Origin of the sequence: Microbispora sp. H10830, from assembly GCF_014161375.1 — a bacterium.
Classification (GTDB): domain Bacteria; phylum Actinomycetota; class Actinomycetes; order Streptosporangiales; family Streptosporangiaceae; genus Microbispora; species Microbispora catharanthi.
The window spans coordinates 1-16,799 of sequence record NZ_JABBWX010000012.1 but is presented as its reverse complement, the minus strand read 5'-3'; the positions used below and the strand labels follow the sequence as shown (position 1 = coordinate 16,799).

Annotated in this window: 11 protein-coding genes; 9 read left to right on the top strand and 2 right to left on the bottom strand. The window is 71.7% G+C overall.

What is annotated here, in order from left to right:
• Positions 1 to 148 precede the first annotated feature (148 nt).
• The 7 genes from topA (at position 149) to HHX35_RS27585 (ending at position 11,050) form a co-directional block, all read left to right on the top strand.
• A complete protein-coding gene (gene topA, locus HHX35_RS27615; protein ID WP_310739343.1) occupies positions 149 to 2,824 on the top strand; it encodes a type I DNA topoisomerase in 2,676 nt (891 codons plus the stop codon).
• Positions 2,825 to 3,111: 287 nt separating this feature from the next.
• Positions 3,112 to 4,434: a metallophosphoesterase gene (locus tag HHX35_RS27610; RefSeq protein WP_310739342.1), complete on the top strand. Its 1,323-nt coding sequence runs from the start codon at positions 3,112 to 3,114 to the stop codon at positions 4,432 to 4,434.
• Positions 4,435 to 4,589: 155 nt separating this feature from the next.
• A complete protein-coding gene (gene tmk / locus HHX35_RS27605) occupies positions 4,590 to 6,653 on the top strand; it encodes a dTMP kinase (RefSeq protein ID WP_182901638.1) in 2,064 nt (687 codons plus the stop codon).
• A 6-nt stretch (positions 6,654 to 6,659) separates the two neighbouring features.
• A complete protein-coding gene (locus HHX35_RS27600; RefSeq protein ID WP_182901637.1) occupies positions 6,660 to 7,832 on the top strand; it encodes a DNA polymerase III subunit delta' in 1,173 nt (390 codons plus the stop codon).
• Between the two features lie 85 nt (positions 7,833 to 7,917).
• The gene (locus tag HHX35_RS27595; protein WP_240809040.1) at positions 7,918 to 8,430 is read left to right on the top strand and encodes a SigE family RNA polymerase sigma factor; all 513 of its coding nucleotides are present in this window, start codon (positions 7,918 to 7,920) and stop codon (positions 8,428 to 8,430) included.
• Positions 8,427 to 10,040: a hypothetical protein gene (locus tag HHX35_RS27590; protein WP_182901636.1), complete on the top strand. Its 1,614-nt coding sequence runs from the start codon at positions 8,427 to 8,429 to the stop codon at positions 10,038 to 10,040. The genes HHX35_RS27595 and HHX35_RS27590 overlap by 4 nt, the downstream gene beginning before the upstream one ends.
• A 158-nt stretch (positions 10,041 to 10,198) precedes the next feature.
• Positions 10,199 to 11,050: a regulatory iron-sulfur-containing complex subunit RicT gene (locus HHX35_RS27585; protein WP_182901879.1), complete on the top strand. Its 852-nt coding sequence runs from the start codon at positions 10,199 to 10,201 to the stop codon at positions 11,048 to 11,050.
• Positions 11,051 to 11,228: 178 nt separating this feature from the next.
• Here HHX35_RS27585 and HHX35_RS27580 read toward each other — a convergent pair whose 3' ends face one another.
• Entirely contained in the window at positions 11,229 to 12,404 is a 1,176-nt protein-coding gene (locus HHX35_RS27580) for an NAD(P)/FAD-dependent oxidoreductase (RefSeq protein WP_182901635.1), read from the bottom strand.
• 56 nt (positions 12,405 to 12,460) lie between these two features.
• On the opposite strand from HHX35_RS27580, the gene HHX35_RS27575 reads away from it, so the two are divergent.
• Complete coding sequence (locus tag HHX35_RS27575) at positions 12,461 to 12,997, top strand: TetR family transcriptional regulator (protein WP_182901634.1); 537 nt, start codon at positions 12,461 to 12,463, stop codon at positions 12,995 to 12,997.
• A 229-nt stretch (positions 12,998 to 13,226) separates the two neighbouring features.
• Positions 13,227 to 15,398 (top strand): helicase-associated domain-containing protein, encoded by a 2,172-nt coding sequence (locus HHX35_RS44795; RefSeq protein WP_182901633.1) that lies wholly within the window; start codon positions 13,227 to 13,229, stop codon positions 15,396 to 15,398.
• Between the two features lie 277 nt (positions 15,399 to 15,675).
• On the opposite strand, the gene HHX35_RS42755 is transcribed toward HHX35_RS44795, so the two are convergent.
• On the bottom strand, positions 15,676 to 16,799 hold a 1,124-nt coding region (locus HHX35_RS42755; RefSeq protein WP_259405467.1), incomplete at its 5' end, for a lectin.

The following is a 16,799-nucleotide window of genomic DNA, read 5'->3' as shown; positions in this document are numbered from 1 at the left end:
GTGCGGCGGCAGGTACCGTCAAAGCGGCGCCTCGTCGGCGCCCCACGGGGGTAAGCGCCCCCGGCCCGGATGACGAGGGTGTCATGAGCCGGGAGTACGAAGCCCGGCAGCACGGGGAATGACAGCGGACAGCGAGGTAGGAAGCAGCGTGCCAGCCAACAACGGCAACGCCGGCGGAACCCGCCTGGTGATCGTGGAATCGCCCGCGAAGGCGAAGACGATCGCCGGGTACCTCGGGCGCGGCTACATCGTCGAGTCGAGCATCGGCCACATCCGCGATCTTCCGGAGAAGGCCGATGACATCCCGGAGAAGTACAAGAGCGAGGCATGGGCCCGCCTCGGGGTGAACGTCGACCACGAGTTCGAGCCGCTCTACGTCGTGAACCCGGACAAGAAGTCGCAGGTGTCCAAGCTCAAGCAGCTTCTCAAGGAAGCCGACGAGCTCTACCTGGCCACCGACGAGGACCGGGAGGGCGAGGCGATCGCCTGGCACCTGCGCGAGGTGCTCAAGCCCAAGATCCCGGTGCACCGCATGGTGTTCCACGAGATCACCCCTCACGCGATCAGGGACGCGGTCTCCAATCCCCGCGACCTCAACCTCCGCCTGGTGGACGCCCAGGAGACCCGGCGCATCCTCGACCGCCTCTACGGCTACGAGGTCAGCCCGGTCCTGTGGAAAAAGGTCAAGCCGCGGCTTTCCGCCGGTCGTGTCCAGTCGGTCGCCACCAGGCTGGTGGTGGAGCGCGAGCGGGAGCGCATGGCGTTCACCGCCGCCAACTACTGGGACCTGCAGGCGCTGTTCGACACCGGCCGGGCGGGCGACGACACCCGGACGTTCTCCGCCACGCTGACCGGTGTGGACGGCAGGCGCGTGGCCCAGGGCCGCGACTTCGCCTCCACCGGACGTCTCAAGAGCCCCGACATCCTGCACCTCGACGAGGCCGCCGCGACCGCCCTCGCCGGCCGGCTCGCCGGCGCCTCGTACGCCGTGCGTTCGGTGGAGCGCAAGCCGTACACGCGCAAGCCGTACGCGCCGTTCCGGACCACGACGCTGCAGCAGGAGGCGAGCCGCAAGCTGGGCTTCTCCGCCAAGTACACGATGCAGGTGGCGCAGCGGCTGTACGAGAACGGCTACATCACCTACATGCGTACCGACAGCATCACGCTGTCGGAGACCGCCGTCGCCGCCGCCCGCAGCCAGGCGATCAAGCTGTACGGCTCGGCGTACGTGCCGGACAAGCCGCGCGTCTACACCAGCAAGGTGAAGAACGCCCAGGAGGCGCACGAGGCCATCCGGCCGTCCGGCGAGGAGTTCCGGACGCCGGGCGAGACCGGCCTGTCCGGGGACATGTTCCGGCTGTACGAGCTGATCTGGCAGCGTACGGTCGCCTCCCAGATGAAGGACGCGGTCGGCGAGTCGGTGTCGGTCAAGGTCGGCGGCACGTCCAGCGCCGGCGAGAACGTGGAGTTCAGCGCCACCGGCCGGACGATCACCTTCTACGGCTTCCTCAAGGCGTACGTGGAGGGCGCGGACGACCCCTCGACCGACCGGGACGACTCGGAGAAGCGCCTGCCCACGCTGACCGAGGGCGACCGGCTCACGGCGGCCGAGCTGACCGCGCTCGGGCACTCGACCAAGCCGCCCGCGCGCTACACCGAGGCGTCGCTGGTCAAGGAGCTGGAGGACCGGGAGATCGGGCGTCCGTCGACGTACGCGTCGATCATCGGAACGATCCTCGACCGGGGCTACGTGTTCAAGAAGGGCACCGCCCTGGTGCCGTCGTTCCTCGCGTTCGCCGTGGTCAACCTGCTCGAACAGCACTTCGGCAACCTGGTCGACTACGACTTCACGGCCGAGATGGAGAAGGTCCTCGACGACATCGCCAACGACCGCGCCGAGCGGGTGCCCGAGCTGCGCCGGTTCTACTTCGGCGGCGGCGACGGCGACGAGGGCCTGAAGGAGATGGTCACCGACCTCGGCGAGATCGACGCCAAGGAGATCAGCTCGTTCCCGATCAAGGGGACGGACATCGTGATCAGGGTCGGCCGCTACGGCCCCTACCTCGACCGCGACGGCGCCCGGGTGAACATTCCCGAGGACATGGCGCCGGACGAGCTGACCGCCGAGAAGGCCGAGGAACTGTTCTCGCGCCCGAGTGGCGACCGCGAGCTGGGCGTCGACCCGGCGACCGGCCGGAAAATCGTGGCCAAGGACGGCCGTTTCGGCCCGTACGTCACGGAGATCCTGCCCGAGGAGCCCGCGCCGGCCGACGGAAAGAAGCGGACGAAGAAGGCCGACGCGCCCAAGCCGCGGACCAGCTCGCTGTTCAAGACGATGTCCCTCGACACGATCACCCTGGAGCAGGCGCTGAAGCTGCTCCAGCTGCCCAGGGTCGTCGGCGAGATCGACGGCGAGGAGGTGACCGCGCAGAACGGCAAGTTCGGGCCCTACATCAAGAAGGGCACCGACTCGCGCTCGCTGACCTCGGAGGAGGACCTGCTCACGGTCACGATCGAGCAGGCCAAGGAGCTGTTCGCGCAGCCGAAGGCCCGTGGACGCGGCCGTGCCGCCGCGGCGCCGCCCCTTCGTGAGCTGGGCGAGGACCCGAACTCCAAGAAGCCGATCGTGGTGAAGGAGGGCCGCTTCGGTCCCTACGTCACCGACGGCGAGACCAACGCGTCCCTGCGCAAGGGCGACACGGTCGAGGACATCACGCTGGAGCGGGCGGCGGAGCTGCTGGCCGAGCGGCGGGAGCGGGCGCCCGCCCCCAAGCGCACGACCCGGGCCAGGACCGCCGCGAAGAAGCCCGCCGGGAAGTCCTGACCCCCGGTCCCCGCGTCTCGCGGTCCCGCCAGGGCGCGGTGACAGGTGCGGTGGGCCGGTGTGATGGCAGGTGCGGTGGGCCGGTGCGGTGGCCGGTGCGGTGGCATGCCCGGGCGCGGCTGCGCATCGCGTCGCCGCGCCTGTGGACACCCCAGGCCTGGCTGTGGACACCCGGCCTACCTGTGGACACCCGGCCTACCTGTGGACAACGGACGCGGCTGTCGGCGTGAGCTCGTAGCATCGTCGTCAGCCGGCCCTTGATCGCCAGCCGGTCGAGGGGAGTTCTCGTGGGGTTCGTCGGCATGATTTTGGCGGCCGTCGTCGTTGTGCACGTGTATCTGTGGCGGCGGCTCGTCAGGGCGTCGACGACGCCGGGATCGCGTCCGCGCCGGGTGCTGACGTGGGCGCTCGTGATCCTCGCCGCCCTGATGGTGGTGACCTTCGCCGGGAGCCGGCTCGGCCTCGGCATGGACGTCGAGCGGGTCGTGGCCTGGCCCGGTTACCTGTGGCTGGCCGTGATGTTCTACCTGTTCGTGTTCGGCCTGGTCATGGAGGTGCCCAGGGCGGTCGCGACGTTCGTCGTGTCCAGACACCTCCGTACGGCCGAGACCGCGGCCCCGGCCGAGCGGGCCGAGGGGGAGACGGCGCCGGTGGACGAGGTGGTCCTCGCCGGAGCGGCGGCAGGGGGAGGCGCCACCGCTCACGGCACGGCCACGACAGGCAGGCCGGCGGTGGAGGGGGCCGTGGCGGACGCCCCGGCGATCGACCGCCGGTTGTTCATCTCCCGTACGGCCTCCGCGGTCGTGGCCGCGGGAGCGCTCGCGACCGTGGGGTATGGCGTGAGCCGGGCCCTCGGCGATCCGGTGATCGAGCGGGTGCCGATTCGCCTGCCCCGGCTCGACCCCCGGATGAGCGGGCTGCGCATCGCGGTCGTCAGCGACATCCACCTCGGCCCGCTGAGCGGCCGGGGGCACACCGAGCGGATCGTCCGGATGATCAACGGCCTGGAGGCCGACGCGGTGACGATCGTGGGCGACCTGGTGGACGGCACGGTCGCCGAGCTCGGCCGTCTCGCCACGCCCCTCAGGTCCCTCGAATCCCGCTACGGCGCGTATTTCGTGACCGGCAACCACGAGTACTACACCGCCGCGGGCCCCCAGGAATGGATCGAGGAGTTGCGCTCGCTGGGCGTCCGGCCGCTGCGCAACGAGCGAGTCGAGATCCGGCACGCGGGAGCCGTACTGGACCTCGCGGGCGTCAACGACCTCAACGGCGTGCCGTCGGGCGACGGCCCGGACCTCGACAAGGCGCTCGGGGGCCGCGACGCGAACCGGCCCGTCGTGCTCATGGCCCACCAGCCCGTCCAGGTGACGCAGGCCGCCGCGCACGGCGTCGATCTCCAGTTGTCTGGGCACACCCACGGTGGGCAGATGGCGCCGTTCAACCTGCTCGTGCCGCTGCAGCAGCCCGTGGTGGCGGGGCTGGCGAGCGTGCCGCGCACGGGCGGCGGCGACACCCAGGTCTACGTGACGCGAGGTGCGGGCTTCTGGGGGCCGCCGGTCCGCGTGGGCGCGCCGCCCGAGATCACCCTCATCGAGCTGCGCGCCTGACCGCTCCGGATCCCCGGAAGCGGAATCGGGCAGAGCATTGGCGCCATCTCGACAGCGAGGACGAGGCGGACGTAATACCCTCAGGCGACGGGCAGGCCCCAGCGGCCCGCTCGTCCGTCTCCCAAGCCCAGCGAGCACCTGGATACGCTGACATCATGAGCACCACTGGCCGGGCCGCCGCGCGCCGCAAGCAGCCGCACGTGCTGGCGAACGCGCCGTTCCGCAGGCTGTGGACGGCGATGGCGACGTGCAGCCTCGGCGACTGGCTCAACATCATCGCGCTGACCGCCCTGGCCGGTAACCTGACCGCGAGGTCCGGCTTCCAGGCGCAGAGCCTCGCCATCGGCGGCGTCTTCGTCGCCAAGATGCTGCCCGCGATCCTGCTCGGCCCGCTCGCGGGAGCGGTGGCCGACCGGTTCGACCGCAGGGTGACGATGGTCGTCGCCGACCTCGCCAGGTTCGCGGTGGTGTTGTCGATCCCGCTGGTCGGCAACTACCAGTGGGTCATCATCGCGACGTTCCTGGTCGAGTGCGTGAACCTCTTCTGGGTGCCGGCCAAGGACGCCACCGTGCCCAACCTCGTGCCCAAGGAGCGGCTCGAGGAGGCCAACCAGCTCAATCTCCTCGTCACGTACGGCACCGCCCCCGTGGCCGCGGCGCTGTTCGCGATCGTGTCGGGCGTGGTCACGACGATCTCGGCGGCCGCCCCGTCGTTCGACGTCGCCGCCACCAGCGTCGCGCTGTACGCCAACGCGCTGGCCTATCTCGCCTCCGCCGTGATGGTCTTCACACTGCGGGCCATTCCGAAGAACCACATCAGCCACGTGTCCACGCCCTCGGTGCTCCGGCAGATCACCGAGGGATGGCGGTTCGTCGGCGGCAATCGCATCGTGCGCGGCCTGATCATCGGCATGCTCGGGGCGTTCGCCGCCGGTGGCGCCGTCGTGGGCGTCGCCAAGGCGTACGTGCAGGCCCTGGGCGGCGGTGACGCGGGGTACGGCGCCGTTTTCTGCGCCGTCTTCCTCGGCATGGCGTTCGGCATGTTCTTCGGCCTGCGGCTGCTGAAGGGCCTGTCCAGGCGGCGGCTGTTCGGGCTGTCGATCGTGCTCGCGGGGCTGACGCTGGCCGCCGTCGCGCTCATCCAGAACCTGGTCGTCGTGGTCGTGCTGACCGTGCTGCTGGGCGCCTGCGCCGGCATCGCCTGGATCATCGGCTACACGGTGATCGGCCTAGAAGTGGAGGACGGGCTGCGCGGCCGCACGTTCTCCTTCCTGCAGTCGCTGGCCCGGGTGGTGCTGCTGCTGGTCGTGGCGGTGGCCTCGACGCTGGCCGCGCTGTTCGGCACGCACGCCCTCGGGGTCGCCGGCATCAGCTACCGCTTCGACGGCACGAACCTCGTGCTGCTCCTGGGCGCGCTGCTGGCGATCGCCGTCGGGGTGGTCGCGCTGCGGCACATGGACGACCGGCCGGGGGTTCCCATCGCGGTCGACCTGCTGACCGCCCTGCGCGGGCGGCGGTTCGTGCCGGAGGAGGCGGACCCCGAGCGCGGTCTGTTCATCGCCTTCGAGGGCGGCGAGGGCTCGGGCAAGACCACCCAGTCGCGGCTGCTCGCGATCTGGCTGCGCGACCAGGGCTTCGACGTCGTGCAGACCCGCGAGCCGGGCTCGACCAAGGTCGGCATGCGGTTGCGGGCGATCCTGCTCGACGCCGCCCACCAGGGCCTGTCCCCGCGGGCCGAGGCCATGCTCTACGCCGCCGACCGGGCCGAGCACGTGGAGAAGGTCATCAGGCCCGCCCTGCAGCGCGGCTCGACGGTGATCTCCGACAGGTATGTGGACTCGTCCCTGGCCTACCAGGGCGCCGGGCGTTCTCTCGACCAGGAGGACGTCGCGAGGATCAACAGGTGGGCGACGGGCGGGCTCGTCCCCGACCTGACCGTGCTCATCGACGTGCCGCCCGCGGTCGGGCTGCGGCGGATGGCCTCGCCCGCCGACCGCATCGAAGCCGAGCCGCTGGAGTTCCACGAGCGGGTGCGGCGGGAGTTCCGGGCGCTGGCCGCGGCCGACCCCGACCGCTACCTCATGGTGGACGGCACGCTTGACCAGCGCGAGGTGACGCGCCTGATCCAGGACCGGGTGCGTGAGATCCTGCCCGACCCGGTGCCGCAGGAGGCCGAGGAGGCCACCGGCACGATGCCCGCCATCCGCGACTTCGGGTAGCCGCACATGACCGTTTTCGGGGATCTGATCGGGCAGGACCGGGCGATCGACGTGATGCGGCGGGCCGCGTCGGCCGCCGCGGAGGCCATCGCCGGAGGGCGCGGCGCGGGCATGACCCACGCCTGGCTGTTCACCGGGCCGGCCCTGCGGTCCGCGGCAGCCACGGCGTTCGCGGCCTCGCTGCTCTGCCCCGACCAGGGGTGCGGCCACTGCGACGACTGCCATCAGGTCGAGGTCGGCTCGCACCCGGACGTCACGTTCGTCCGGCCCGAGGGCCTGTCGTACAGCGTGCGCCAGACGCGCGAACTCGTGCTCAAGGCGGCGGGGGCGCCCACGCTCGGCCGGTGGCGGATCGTGCTGTTCGACGACGCCGACCGGGTGACGGAGGCGGCGGCCAACGCGCTGCTCAAGGCCATCGAGGAGCCGCCGCCGCGGACCGTGTGGCTGCTGTGCGCGCCCTCCCCGGACGACATGATCATCACGATCCGCTCGCGCTGCCGGGTCGTGACGCTGGGCACGCCCTCCACCGAGGCGGTCGCGAACGTGCTGGTGACCCGCGACGGGGTGCCCCACGACGTGGCGCTCGACGCCGCGCGGGCGGCCCAGGGGGACATCGGCCGGGCGCGGCGGCTCGCGCTGGACGAGGAGGCGCGGCGCCGGCGCGACGACGTGCTGTCGATCCCCCGGTCGCTGACCGGTGTGGCGGAGTGCATCACCGCCGCCGAGCGGCTGGTGAAAACCTCCACCGAGGACGCGGACGCGGCCACGACCGCGTTGAACGAGGTCGAGACCGCCGAGCTGCGCAAGGTCTACGGCGAGGGCTCCTCCGGCAAGGGGCTCAACAAGGGCCTCGTGCGGGGCGGCGCGGGAGCGCTCAAGGAACTCGAGACGATGCAGAAGTCGCGGGCGACCCGCATCAAGCGCGACTCCCTCGACCTCGCGCTGCTCGAACTCGTGGCGTTCTACCGTGACGTGCTGGCCGTGCAGTTCGGGGCCCCGGTCGAGCTGGCCAACGAGGACCGCAGGCACGAGGTGGAGGCGGTCGCGCGCGCGTCCACCGCCGAGCAGACGCTCCGCCGTACTGATGCGATCATGAAGTGCCGGGAGCGGCTGGCGGCCAATGTGAACCCGCAGATCGCGGTCGAAGCCATGACCCTCGCTCTCCGCTCGCCCGCATAGGACGCGAGCAACCCCGGCGGGCGTACGGCGTCTCTGGTACATGAAGGCCGAAACGCTCGATCTCGATCAGCAATCCGGGGGGCCCGTGAGTGTCCCGCCCCTGTCGGCGGGCGCCGACGACACGATCAGCGGGCTCTACGCCGAGCACGCCCTCGGCCTCACCCGGCTGGCCCTGATCATGGTCGGCGACCGGGAGAGCGCCGAGGACGTGGTGCAGGAGGCGTTCCTCGGCCTGCACCGGCGCTTCGACGGCCTGCGTGACCGGGACAAGGCGCTCGTCTACGTGCGTGCCGCGGTGCTGAACAACGCCCGCTCCGTGCTGCGCAGGCGGCGGCTGCCGTCCTGGTTCGCCGGCACGTACGACCCGCCCGTCTGGTCGGCCGAGTCGGCCGCGATCCTCGGCGCGGAGCGGCGGGAGGTCATGGAGGCCCTCCACCGCCTGCCCCCGCGCCAGCGTGAGGCCCTGGTCCTGCGCTACTACGCCGAGCTGTCCGAAGAGGAGACGGCCCGGGTCATGAAGATCAGCCGGGGCACCGTGAAGTCCACCACCTCCCGGGCGCTCGACGCGCTCGGCCGCCTCCTGGGAGAGACCCGATGAACGACGACGTGATCCGCCGGTTGCAGGACGCCGCCCACGCGGTGGGGGAGACGGTCGAGGCCGTCCCGCCGTTCGACCCGGCCACCGCGCCCGTCCGCCGTACGCCTGCGGGCTCCAGGCGGACGAGGTCCTGGTTGATTCCGGTCGCGGCGGCGGCCGCCGTGACGGTCGCGGTCGCGGGCGGGGCGGCGGTCGCGCGCCACGGCGGCGGGACCATGGACACGGCCGCCGGCACGACGGCGGGCCCCGCCGTCCAGCCGTCCTTCCTCGTGCAGATCCGCTCCGGGGACATGGCGGTCAGGAGCGTCGCCGACGGCCACGTGACGGCCACGGTGCCGGGACCGGGGGGCGAGCGGTTCACCCAGGTGCAGGCCACCCGGGACAACCGGCTCTTCTACGCCGTGACCGAGCAGGACACGTGCCGGTCCCGCTTCTACCGGTTCAGTCTCAGCGACAGCGGGGAGGTCGGCTCCATCGGCGCGCTCCCGTTCACGCCGCCGGAGGGCACCGCCGTCACCTCGCTCGCGGTGAACGGGGACGGCTCCACGCTGGCCTACGGGCTGTCCTCTTGCGCTCCAAGCGATAAGGGCGCCTCTCTGGTCGTCACGGATACGGCGACCGGTGACAGCCGCACCTGGACGTCCGCGCGCACGTCGGCCGTCCGGGACGTCTCGATGAGCGAGGACGGGCGCACCCTCGTGTTCCGCCGGGCTGGTGCGGTCTGGGGCACGTCGACGGAGGCGACCACGGAGCCGGCCGTCCCGGCGGAAGCGCCCCCGAAGCCGGTAGCCACCGCGGAGCCGGTAGCCACCGCGGAGCCGGTAGCCACCCCGAAGCCGGTAGCCACCGCGGAGCCGGAAGCCATGCCGGAGACGACCTCCGCATCCCCCGCCGCCGTGGAATCGGCTCTCCCACAGGACGACGGCGGCGTCCTGCCGGAGTCCCGCGTGACCCCGGAAGAACCGGGGGCGGCGCCGTTCCCGGCTGCTTCGGCGGAACCGGAAGCGGGGGCCGCACCGCGAGAGCAGCCCGTGGCGGAGTCGGCCGAGCCCTCCGCTCCGCCGCTGCCCAAGGGGTGGACCTGCCTGATACCGGCCAGCGCGGTGGAGAATCCGACGGAGAATCCGGTCTCGGGCACGGCGCCTTCCTCCGCCAGACCGGCGACGGAGGTCGCCTGGGAGTGCTCGATGTCCCGCACCGTGTGGGTGCTCGACACCGGCACCTCCGGCGGCCTCGACGACGTGCGTACGATCACGCTGGGAGGATCGTCCGCCCCGACGACGGGCGGGGTCCATGACGTCGCCCTCACGCCGGACGGAGGACGCGTCCTGGCTACGGTGGGCTGGAGCAGGCTGGCGCAGGTGCAGGGTGTGACCAAGCTCGCGGGGGCCGTCGCCGAGGTCGTGGCGTACGACGTCGGCACCGGGCAGGCCGTGCAGACCCTCTATCGCGATGAGGAAAGACGGCCTCTCTTCGAGCGTGTCGACGTGGACGGCACCGGGCGGTTCGTGCTGGTGGTCGGGCTGGACGAGACGGGACAGGTGACGGAATCCGGATACCGCACGCTGTTCACGGACGACGGCGGCGTCGCGCGGACGGCGGCCTGGTAGGCGGCCTGGTAGGCGGTCTGTAGGCGGAGTCCTCCGGCGGGCCGGGTCTCCCGATCCGCCGGAGGTTGTCCACAGGCGATGATTGCCGGTGCCGTACGGCACGTATGGTGGGTTCGGACGCGTTAGCCGTACGGATCGAGGAGGGCCGGCGCTTGGGCATGATGATGGCGGTGAGCTTCACCCGCTACGGACGGCTCTACTACCTCGATCCGGGCGGCCACTCTCCCAAGGTGGGCGACAAGGTCCTCGTGCCGACCGACTCCGGGCCCGAGGTCGCCGAGTGCGTGTGGGCGCCGCAGTACGTGAGCGAGGACGTCGAGGGCCTGCCCGTCTGCCAGGGCATCGCGGCCGAGGAGCACCTGGCCCGCGACGAGACCAACCGCCGCCGCAGGGCGGAGGCCCGCAGCGTGTCCAAGCGCCTGATCAAACGGCACGAGCTGCCGATGAAGGTGGTCGGCGTCGACTACCTGGACGCCGACAACGTCTACACCGTGTACTTCTCCGCGCCCCACCGGGTCGACTTCCGGGCGCTCGTGCGCGACCTGGCCCGCAACCTGCGTGCCCGGGTCGAGCTGCGGCAGATCGGCCCGCGTGACGAGGCCAGGCTCCAGGGTGGCATCGGCCCCTGCGGACGCGACCTGTGCTGCGCGACGTTCCTCAAGGACTTCGAGCCGGTCTCGGTGCGGATGGCCAAGGACCAGGACCTCCCGGTCAACCCGCTCAGGATCGCGGGCGCCTGCGGCCGGCTGATGTGCTGCCTGAAATACGAGCACCCGCTCTACCAGGAGTTCCGGGCGTCGGCGCCGCGTACGGGCCTCGCGGTGGACACCCCGCAGGGTCCGGGCACGGTGGTGGGGCACAACGTGCCGTCCGACTCCGTCATCGTCCGCCTCAACGAGGGCGGCCGCCGCTGCGCCTGCTCCAAGGCCAGCGTCTGCGCCCCACGCAAGCAGCATGACGCGATGTACGGCGACGCGCCGGCAGTGGCCGTGAGCGACCCCGAGGAGTAGCGGGCAGAGTTCCCCAGCGTGCCGCGCTCACAGGATCGACAGGGCGACGGTCACGGTCGGCTTCAGAGCCGCCGGTAGGTGATCGGCTGGGCGGCGATGCCGTTCGCCGCGAAATCAGCCAGCACGAAGCTGCGGAAGGTGGGCCGGAAGAGGAGGCCCGGCAGGAACGCGGACAGGTTCACGCGGCGTGCCGTCTGCACAGGCCGGACAACTGCCAGGCCAGCCGGGTGCGGACGGCGGGGATGTGGCCGGCCAGGGCGAGGATGAGGTTGCGCAGCACGCGGCGGCCGGCGGCGGCGGTGGCCAGCTTGGTGAGCCGCCCGGCGAGGGCGACCACCTGCTCGGCCTGCGCGCGGCGGGTGGCAGCGTAGGAGTCGAGCAGGCTGTCCGGTTCGCCGTCGAGCACCCGGGCCAGCGCCTCGCCCAGGTGTACGGCGTCGTCGATGCCCAGGTTCATGCCCTGGCCGCCGGCGGGCGAGTGCACGTGGGCGGCGTCGCCGGCCAGTAGGAGGCGGCCCTGGCGGTAGGTGTCGGCGATGCGGTGGTGGATCCGGAATCGCGAGCTCCAGATCAGCTCCTGCACCCGTGCGGGCTCGGCCTCGGGGCCGCGGGTGTCGAGCAGGTGCTGCACGAAGGGGATGCCGGGCTCTTTGGGAGCCTCGTCCACGGTGGCGACGATGCGGTGCAGGCCGCCGGGCAGCGGGGCGACGACGACCAGCCCGGCGGGCGAGAAGTACAGGATGACCTCGTTCCGTGGCACCCCGCCGGACAGGCGGACGTCGGTCAGGACGAACGACTCGGCGTAGGTGCCGCCGGTGAAGCCGATCCCGGCGCTCTGGCGGACGGTGCTGTTCAGGCCGTCGGCGCCGATCAGGTAGGCGGCCCGGATCTGCTGCCCGTCGTCCAGGACGGCGGTGACGCCGTCGGCGTCGTGCTCGACGCGGCTCACCCGGGCGGGCCTGATCACTTTGCCGCCGAGCTCCTGGAAACGGGCCAGCAGGTGGGCCTCGGTGTCGGCCTGGGAGAGCATCAGGGTGTAGGGGTAGGCGGTGGGCAGGCCGCCGAAGGGCACCGGCATCAGCACCTTGTCGCGGTCGCGGATGGTGAAGACCGGAGTGTGGATGCCGTGCGCGGCCAGCCGGTCCGCCACGCCGTACGGCTTCAGGACTTCCAAAGTGCGTGCGTGCACGACGGCGGCGCGAGAGGTGTTGGCGCCCTCCGCCTGCGCGTCCACGATCATGACCTGCCGCCCGTGCTGCGCCAGGACGATCGCGGCGGTGAGCCCGGCGGGTCCGGCTCCGACGATGAGCACTTCGGCGTTCATGGCGCCTCCTTGGTCAACGGTTGTTGGCATGAACGTAAGCCCGCCACGAATGGAAAGTCAACACTTGTTGGCCTACAATCGTTGACATGAGGAGATCCTCCGCCGAGACCAAGGCCGTGATCCTTGCCGCGGCCCGCGAACGCTTCGCCGCCGACGGCTACGACAAGGCCACCATCAGGGCCATCGCCGCCGACGCGCGGATCGACCCGGCCATGGTCATGCGCTACTTCGGCACCAAGGAGAAGCTGTTCGCCGCCGCGGCCGAATTCGACCTGGAACTGCCCGACTTGGCGCCGGACCAGGCCGGTGCCGGCCTGGTCCGCCACTTCCTGCGCAAGTGGGAGGCCGACGAAGGGCTGCAGGTCCTGCTCCGCACCGGCGTGACGAACGAGGCCGCCGCCGAACGCATGCGGACGATTTTCGGCGGCCAGGTCATGCCGCTCGTGATCGAACTGACCGGCGATCCGGAGCGCGCTCCCCTGCGGGCCTCCCTGGTCGCCTCGCAACTCCTGGGCCTGGCCCTGTCCCGCTACATCCTGAAATTCCCGCCGATGGCGGCGGCAACGGAGGAAGAGCTCATCGCCTGGCTGAGTCCCACGGTCCAGCGCTATCTCACCGAGTGAAACCACGACGCCCGCCCATCGGTCCACGAGGTGGGGGCGCGCCGCCACGCCTGTACGGGGAAACCCCTGCGCGCCGGGGGACTCGGCGCGCACGGATCGTGCCGCTTGCCCGGGAGCTTGCGGGTCCGGCAGTCCATGCCGTGGAGAAGCGACTCCACCCGGCGGCTCGCATCGGGGCGTGAACCGGCGACAGGTCCGGCCACCGGACGCGGCGTAATACGCTGCGGTGGTGAGCACCCGGCGCCGCCTGGCGACATGGCTGAAGACGAAGTCGCCAGAGGGCCGGCGGCTGATCCTCGCCCGGGTCGGGTTCACCTCCGATGACGACGTAACCCCGCAGGACCTCGCCCGGCTGCTGCTCCAGCCGCGTGCGGCGCTCTCGCTCGCGCGGTTCTGCACCCTTCCTCAGCACCAGGCGCTGTCGGCCGTCGCGTGGCTGGCGGCGCAGCGGCACGGGCCGCTGCTCAACCTCTGGCATGACGCGGACCCGGCCACGAGGGCAGTGCCCCGCGCCGACGTGCTCGACCTGCTGGCCGGGAGTGATCCGGCCCTGCGGGCGCGCGCCGCCGCCACTCTGGACGCGCTCGCCGACATGGCGTTGGTGCTTCCGCCGCACGACGACCAGGTGATCGTGTCCACAGGCATCCACGCGCACCTCGCCGAGGCAGCGGGGCTGGGCCGCCCGGCGGCCGAGCTCATCAGGCTCCACTTCAACGCTCCGGAGGTCCACGCGATCGCCGAGACCCTGGGATTCCCGAAGGCCAGGGCGCGGGAGGGCGCGGAGCGGAACGTGCTCGGCCTGCTCACCGACCAGGAGCGGGTGCGGGCCCTGCTCGGACAGGCCCCCGCGGACGCCCGGGAGTGGCTGCTCGACATCATCGGGCACGGATCGCAGGTGCTCACCCACGCCTATCAGGCGCGCGGCGGCTTCGGTTACCAGCAGGCGCCGAAGTACGCCTTCCGGCCCGGAGGTTCCGGCGACCCGAACACCGACTGGCTGGCCGCGCGCGGGCTCCTCCTGCCCGCCGGGCCGTACGACACGGCGGAGGTGCCGATCGAGGTCGCCGTGGCCGCGCTCGGCGAGCTGCGCGTTCCGTTCGCCCCGGAGCCGCCGCGACCCCCGGCCGGCCTGCCCGACGCCGCCGGGGCCGACGGTTCCGCCCAGGCGGCCGCCACCGCCGCGCTGTCCCAGATCGAGCGCGTGCTCGCCGCGTGCGCCGACCAGCCTCCCCTCCTGCGCAAGGCCGGCGGTCTGGCGGTCCGCGACACCAAGCGGATCGCCAAAGCGGCCGGCGTGGCCGATGACGTCACCCGGTTCTGGCTCGACCTGGCCACGCAGGCCGGGCTGCTCGGCCTGCATGCCGAGCCGGTGCAGCGGCCGAAGGGCCATCGCGGCAAGCTGCCTGAGCCGGTCGTGAGTCTGCTGCCCAAGACGAAGTACGACGACTGGCTGAAGCGGTCTCCCGTCGAGCGGCTGGTGACGATCATCGCCACCTGGGCGACCATACCGGCCGTCTACACGTTCTGGCCGGAGGAGGCCGGGACGCCGGTCGCCCTCACCGAGCCCGACGATCCGAACGCGGTCGGCATCAGGGGCGCCGTCTTCGAGGCGCTCGCCGCGCTTCCTCCGGGCAAGGGCGTCTCCGCCGACGGCCTGCCGTACGTGACGGAACGGGCGGCCTGGCACCGCCCGCACCACTTCGCCGAGTCCGGGGCGGGCGACGATCTGGTCGGCGCCGTCGTGCGTGAGGCCGAGTCGCTCGGCCTGGTCGCCGCGGGCGCCCTCACCGGCGTCGGCCGTGTCGTACGCGATCTGTTGCTGAGCGGTGAGGCGTGGACGTCGCCGGAGCCCGCGCTGACCGCCGCCCTGGCGGTCATGCTCCCGCCCGCGCAGGCCAGCGCCTTCTTCCAGGCCGACCTGACGGCCGTGGTCCGCGGGATGCCCGGCCCGGAGCTCGCCGAACTGCTCGACGACGTCGCCGACCGCGAGTCGGAGGGGCACGCCGTGGTCTGGCGCTTCTCCGGTTCGACCGTGCGCCGGGCCTTCGATCGGGGGCACGAGGCCAGCGCTCTGCTCGCGCGGCTCACGGAGGTGGCCGAGGCGCCCCTGCCGCAACCGCTGGAATATCTGATCAAGGACACCGCCCGTACGCACGGGCGCGTCCGGGTGGTGCGCTCCGGGTGCTGCCTCCGTTCCGACGACGAAGCGCTCGTCGAGGAACTCGCCCGCTCTCAGGCGCTGCGCACGCTGGGCCTGCGCAAGATCGCCCCGACCGTGCTGATCAGTGCGGTGGGCGAGGAGGAGACGCTGGCCCGGTTGCGCGCCGCCGGCTACACCCCGGCGCTGGAGTCCGAGACCGGGGTGGCGATCATCGAGAGAGCCGCTCGCCGACGCGCGTGACGTGCGGCTGGCCGGTCCGAGAGCCGGGGCGTGCGGGTGCGGGCGTCGTCCCCTCGGCCATGAGCGGCCTGTCCGCGGCGTGCGCGTCTTCGGACGGCCCTGCGGACGGCGAAGGCTGCGAACCCACTCGTCGGGCGGCGCTCGGCGCTCGCTCGGGTTCCGTGGGTTCGCCGCTCATCCTTCACAGTTGTGCTGTCGCCCGCACATCAGGGACGGCGCTCAGCGCGCCGCCCCTGATCTGGTCGATCCTCTGGCAGCCAGGGCGACTGGGACAGCGTCAGATGCGGGTCCATTGCTGGTTGGTGCCGCCGTGGCAGGTCCAGATGTGCACCTTGCTGCCGTTGGCGGTGCCGTAGTTCGACACGTCCAGGCACTTGTTCGCCCCGACCGCGGTGATGGTGCCGTCGGAGTTGAAGCGCCACTTCTGGTTGTTCTGCCCGTTGCAGTCCCAGATGATCACCGCCGTGCCGTCCGCCGTGCCCGCGCCGTTCACGTCCAGGCACTTGTTGCCGTAGACGCGCAGCTCACCCGCGCTCGTGGAGGCCCACTGCTGATTGGACTGCCCGTTGCAATCCCAGATCTGCACCTGCGCGCCGTTGGCCTGTGAGGCCTCGGTGACATCCAGGCACCGGCCCGAGCCCGTGCCCCGGATCGCGTTCGTCGCCTGCGGAGTGCCCGTCGGTGAGGGAGACGCCGAGGGAGACAGCGAGGGAGACGGCGAGGGGCTGGTGGTCGGCCCGTCGCCGGTGAACTGCCACCAGTTCAGGTTGAACAGGTAGCCGCTGCCGCCGGTGAACTTGAGGTACAGGTCGTGGGTGCCGGTCGCGCCGGTGACGGGGCAGGAGACGGTTGTCCAGGTCTGCCAGCCGCCGGTGCCGGGGACGTCGCAGGTGCCCATGAGGGTGCCGGTGGCGCTGTCGCGGCGCAGTTCGATCTTTCCGCCGCCGGCGCCGGAGGCGACCCGTGCGGAGAAGGAGGTCGCTCCGGTGCCGAAGCCGACGCCCTTGACCTTGATGTAGTCGCCGTTGTCGATGAAGCCGACGTTCATTCCGCCTTCGTTGGAGGCCTCGGTTTCGACGCCGGACTCCCAGGCGATGGTCTCGGCCTCCTGGCGGGTGTAGGGGTTCAGCGTGCCGATCTGGGGTGCCCCTGTGGTGGTCATGTTGATCGTCGGGATGGTGCCGTCGGCGTTGTAGGTGAACTTCTCCACCGCGACCGAGCGGGTGTAGCCGCCGCCGCCCGGCAGGGCGCCGTTGTGGTAGAAGAAGTACGAGCCGCCCTGGTAGTCGATGATTCCGGGGTGGTTGGTGAAGCTACTGCCCTGGGTGGGCATGATCGTGCCGCGGTAGGTCCACGGCCCGGTCGGGCTGGTGGCGGTGGAGTATGCGATGAACTCCGAGC

Excerpts from the sequence above, each read along its gene's own strand:
- tmk (WP_182901638.1), top strand. The coding sequence starts at position 4,590 with ATGAGCACCACTGGCCGGGCCGCCGCGCGCCGCAAGCAGCCGCACGTG.
- HHX35_RS27600 (WP_182901637.1), top strand. The coding sequence starts at position 6,660 with ATGACCGTTTTCGGGGATCTGATCGGGCAGGACCGGGCGATCGACGTG.
- HHX35_RS27590 (WP_182901636.1), top strand. The coding sequence starts at position 8,427 with ATGAACGACGACGTGATCCGCCGGTTGCAGGACGCCGCCCACGCGGTG.
- HHX35_RS27585 (WP_182901879.1), top strand. The coding sequence starts at position 10,199 with ATGATGATGGCGGTGAGCTTCACCCGCTACGGACGGCTCTACTACCTC.
- HHX35_RS27580 (WP_182901635.1), bottom strand. The coding sequence starts at position 12,404 with ATGCCAACAACCGTTGACCAAGGAGGCGCCATGAACGCCGAAGTGCTC.
- HHX35_RS27575 (WP_182901634.1), top strand. The coding sequence starts at position 12,461 with ATGAGGAGATCCTCCGCCGAGACCAAGGCCGTGATCCTTGCCGCGGCC.